Consider the following 4,206-nt stretch of genomic DNA (forward strand, 5'->3'; position numbering starts at 1 on the left):
CGCGTGGACCGGTTCCAATTATCCAGATCTGATTATCGGCACCATCGCGGGGGGGATTGTACTTAACGGTGCCAGACGCATTTTGGCGTTGAATGGTTAAATAATGCTCATTATTGGCAAAAAGCTCTCGCCGTATGCCCTGTTTTATCTGCTTATACCCCTGCTTTGTTTTTTGCGTTGAGATATTACCGTTTTAAGCTGTTTATTAAACTCTGTAATGTCGTTAATTGCTCGCTGATTTCGTGGTATTGTTGAATGATTAAGGCGTTTTCTTCTCGCAAACTCCGCAAGCCTTGCTTTCGTTTTTCGTTCAAGCAAGGCATTGTATTCATCTTCTGACAATGCTATTTCTAGGCGTTTGGTTCGCTTTTTCATTAGGTGTCCGTTCTTCAAATTAGCGGTGAAACCGCAGGGGGTCAAGGGGGATTTATCCCTCTTGCAAGGGCATAGACTTAGTATCACAGATACGGGGCTATGTGTCCTTGCTTTAACTTTAGACAATAGTACGCCAAAAGCCCCGAAGTGGTATATAAAAAATCGGAGCCGTAGGCGACTTCATTTTTCTAGGCGAACATCGTGAGCCTTCAAACAAAACAAAAAATAAAAATTTATTATTTATTAGCTTTGTGGGGCTTGCGGGCGGTAAGTTTTGAGTGTTAGTAAACCTGTGAAAGCCTTTAGGCGTTAGCCTGTGGTTAAATCTTTGATTTATCCATCAGGCTATTCATAGGTTTACCAATACGACCCGTTAGGGCAAAACTGGCTCGACCGTCCACAAATCCACAATGCAGCTTAAACGTTTATGTTGTTCTGCTTTCTATCGTTGCTTGAATGGGGCAACAGAAAAATGTTGTGGCAATTCTAATGTTGTAACATTCGACCCTCAGAACGTTACGCTGTATCCTTAAATCTCGCTTATCAGGTAAGTCAATTTCGCTTGCTTGAGTGCGGTGGCAGAGCTTGCTTTCGTATGCAAGAACCGTTGTTTTACACCACTTTACGCCTGTTTATTCTTCCGAAGTCCGGGCTAATGACCGTTTGATTTAAGGCTTGCGTTTCTTGTTTACGTCGTTGAAATGATTTTTTGGTAGTAGGGACGCTTCGCAATCTCTTGCAATACTAGCTACCCTTTGCTAAGATTTGACTTGCGAGGGTCGAATCGTTAGCAAAGAACGCAACGACAAGATTACAAGAAAAAGGGCGGAGATGTCAAAATCTCTGTCCTTTTTCTTTTTAATTTATAGGGTCATAGTTAAATATTATTGTCTTTGTTGTGTTTTTTCGATTTTTCCGTCCATTTTTACGTTTATTGATAATTTTGTTTGTTTATTGTTTTTAGATACCTCATATTTAAAAGCTAGTTCAGTGTTTATCGTAAAACTTAAGAATATTAAAAAAATTATTTTTTTCATTTTTTTGTTTTCTCTCCTTTTTCCCTATAAAGGGCGTTCACTTGTTTTTTCAGTCTAATTTTAATGAAAAAACATTTTTTATAACTTCAAATGCCTTGTTAGGTTTTTTTAAACAAAAAAAAACACAGCGATTTATAACCACTGTGTTGCATACCTATTCACTCACCTTCTCATAAGATGTGATTATGTTAAACATAACTAGCCGCTAAAAATGGCTAGTTATGCAACCCGATCACCCTTTCAATACGCCCAATTTAATCAAAATTTCCACGATAATTTTCACGATTTGTAACACCAATGAAATGACTTGTAGCACAAAAACAATCACGTTTAATCTCCTATGCTTTCGTTATGTGTGAATGAATTGTATCGGCAGATACAGGGTAACGCTTTTAAAGGAGTTTAAAGGATTGAGTTGTCTATGAAGAGAGGAAGGACTTCCTCATGGGAATATTGCTAGCGCGCCACAAGTGGCTTGCTGAATCCGTCAACACATTGCCAGCAAGTGCCAATGCGTTAACGGATTTTTAATAGTGTTGCTGTTTTGCTGATTTGAAGTCGACAATATAGACGGTGTGAGCGCTGATAAGGAATTTAACAAGGTATTTCCCGTTCAGAATAGGGATTTCCTTTTTCTTTCTAAGCCGGTAAACGTCTGCTGTGAAAGAAAGTTTATCAACCTCACTTTTGATAGCGTCATAGAAATTTTCTGCGATGACGGCGTTTTGAGACTGTTTTAGGATGTATTGTGCTTGAGTAAGCAGTTTTTCTTCTGCCAAGTAGTACCATCTAATCGAATAATCAAACTTCATCAAGTTTTAGTACCTGTCTCAAGTTTTCCATCACGTCATCATGCGATTTGCTTTTCACTAAGTCGTTTTCTAACTGATGTAGCAAATACAGCTCATCTTCTGTGTAGAAAGACTCTTTTTTCTCAAAGGTTGGGGTATTGTGTAAGGCTATTTGCATAGAACCTCCTGTGTTTAGATGCGTGTAGTTTATCAGAAAAGCACGTTGCTATGGCAGCAGCCATTCAATGCGTTTTTTAATCCGTTGTTTTATGGCGTGAATCGGGTGTTTTCTTTCCCATTCTTTTGCACGCTTTTCAAAGGCCGCTTGTGATTTACGATCAACCGCAAACGTTGAATGGGCTTTTTTCATGTTTTCTAAAAGGGCATCGATACCTTTTTTGTGTTGGTATTTTATGAATAATCCTAACCCTAAAATTAAAACAAAAATAATCGCCAAGTTATAAAAAATAATGGCTAAAACCTCATTCATTTTTCACTCTCTCCTATTTAATTTTTATGAGCATTTTTTTTCATTCGGCATAGTGATCGCCTTTAATTCGGGAGAATAAAAACGCATAAAAATCCCTTAAAAAAACAACAGAAATTTAACCTAAAAATAGACCAAAAAATGAAGTGATTACACACCTAACGCAAAATTGCATTTTGCCTTTTTTTCCTTATAAATCAAAGCTTGAATACAGTAGTGAGCATTTTTTAGACATGGGGTAGCTGATTCTCCAGAGAATCTGTAGAGTGTTCTCAGAGAATCTTTTGATTTTATTATGAATTTAGCCAAAAGATTCTCTGGAGATTCCGTAGAGATTCTCTACAAAATCAAATTTAGAGTGTTTTTTATACGATCTACAATTGTTTTAGCGCTTTTTTCAGTCCTAAAATTTGTCATTTTTAAATGATTTTCTGTCTTTTCTACAAAATTTTAAATAAAAGAATCCATAAAGCTCCGATGTGGTATTTAAAAAAATCGGAGCCCTTTGGGCGACTTCATTCAACTGTGCCAACTGACCAATGCGCATCAGCCTCCTCCCCAACGGATTCTTTACTCTATTGACCTTATAGTAGCTTTATAATTTAAAATGGTACCACAACATTGTTCAAGTGGAGTCGTATTATGAGCAAATCCTGTGGTGGCGCCTGTGGCGGTGATGCAACGTCCGCAGCGAATACCGATATACAGGCCTCCTCCGAGGCGCCAGGGAGATGGGTCAGTGTTTATGCAGTGCCGAAGATGGACTGTCCATCAGAAGAACGAATGATTCGCCTAGCCCTGAACGGCTTTGAGGAGATTCGGGCGCTGTCCTTCGACTTGTCGAACCGCCGGCTGAAGGTCGTGCATGACGGCGAGGTCGAGCCCGTCACCTCGAAACTGAAGACCCTGGGGCTAGGCGCCTCGCTTCAGGAAACCGTCGCTGCAAATCCAGAGACCATCAAGGCCGCCGAGTTTTCGGCAGCTTCTGCTAAGCAAGAATCCGGGACCCTGCGCTGGTTGCTCGGCATCAATGCACTTCTGTTCGTGGTGGAAATGACTGCCGGTCTGATCGCCCAGTCCACCGGCCTGATTGGAGAATCCCTGGACAATTTTTCCGATGCGGCGGTGTACGGGCTTGCCCTTTATGCGGTTGGACATAGCGTGAAAATGCAGGTACGTGCCGCGCATCTTGCTGGTGTACTGCAACTGATCTTGGCTGTGGGCGTGCTCGTAGATGTGGTGAGACGCTTTGTATTCGGTAGTGAGCCTGAATCTCTGGTGATGATGGCTATCGCATTCGTCGCATTGATTGCCAATACCAGTTGTCTGCTGCTCATATCCAAACATCGGGAAGGCGGGGCGCACATGAAGGCAAGCTGGATATTCTCGGCCAACGACGTGGTGATCAACCTGGGGGGCATCACCGCCGGCGCCCTGGTCGCGTGGACCGGTTCCAATTATCCAGATCTGATTATCGGCACCATCGCGGGGGGGATTGTACTTAACGGTGCCAGAC

The 4,206-nt window shown here is 41.4% G+C and carries 5 protein-coding genes and 1 pseudogene; 2 read left to right on the forward strand and 4 right to left on the reverse strand.

Going from position 1 to position 4,206, the window contains the following annotated elements; all coding sequences use genetic code 11:
• Window positions 1-100: pseudogene (locus tag DK428_RS11735) on the forward strand (cation transporter); the annotation flags it as partial.
• 44 nt (window positions 101-144) lie between these two features.
• Here DK428_RS11735 and DK428_RS11655 read toward each other — a convergent pair.
• The 4 genes from DK428_RS11655 to DK428_RS11550 form a co-directional block, all read right to left on the reverse strand.
• A complete protein-coding gene (locus DK428_RS11655; RefSeq protein ID WP_162616597.1) occupies window positions 145-375 on the reverse strand; it encodes a hypothetical protein in 231 nt (76 codons plus the stop codon).
• 1,564 nt (window positions 376-1,939) lie between these two features.
• Window positions 1,940-2,191, reverse strand: coding sequence for a type II toxin-antitoxin system RelE/ParE family toxin (locus DK428_RS11545; protein ID WP_239493803.1), 252 nt, complete (start codon window positions 2,189-2,191; stop codon window positions 1,940-1,942).
• 22 nt (window positions 2,192-2,213) lie between these two features.
• Window positions 2,214-2,381, reverse strand: coding sequence for a hypothetical protein (locus DK428_RS11660; RefSeq protein ID WP_165818856.1), 168 nt, complete (start codon window positions 2,379-2,381; stop codon window positions 2,214-2,216).
• A gap of 48 nt (window positions 2,382-2,429) precedes the next feature.
• Complete coding sequence (locus tag DK428_RS11550) at window positions 2,430-2,693, reverse strand: hypothetical protein (protein ID WP_109090108.1); 264 nt, start codon at window positions 2,691-2,693, stop codon at window positions 2,430-2,432.
• Between the two features lie 639 nt (window positions 2,694-3,332).
• Here DK428_RS11550 and DK428_RS11555 point away from each other — a divergent pair.
• A partial coding sequence (locus tag DK428_RS11555) for a cation efflux transmembrane domain-containing protein (RefSeq protein ID WP_109092245.1) occupies window positions 3,333-4,206 on the forward strand: 874 nt, incomplete at its 3' end.

The organism is Aggregatibacter kilianii, from assembly GCF_003130255.1.
In the GTDB taxonomy this organism is placed as follows: domain Bacteria; phylum Pseudomonadota; class Gammaproteobacteria; order Enterobacterales; family Pasteurellaceae; genus Aggregatibacter; species Aggregatibacter kilianii.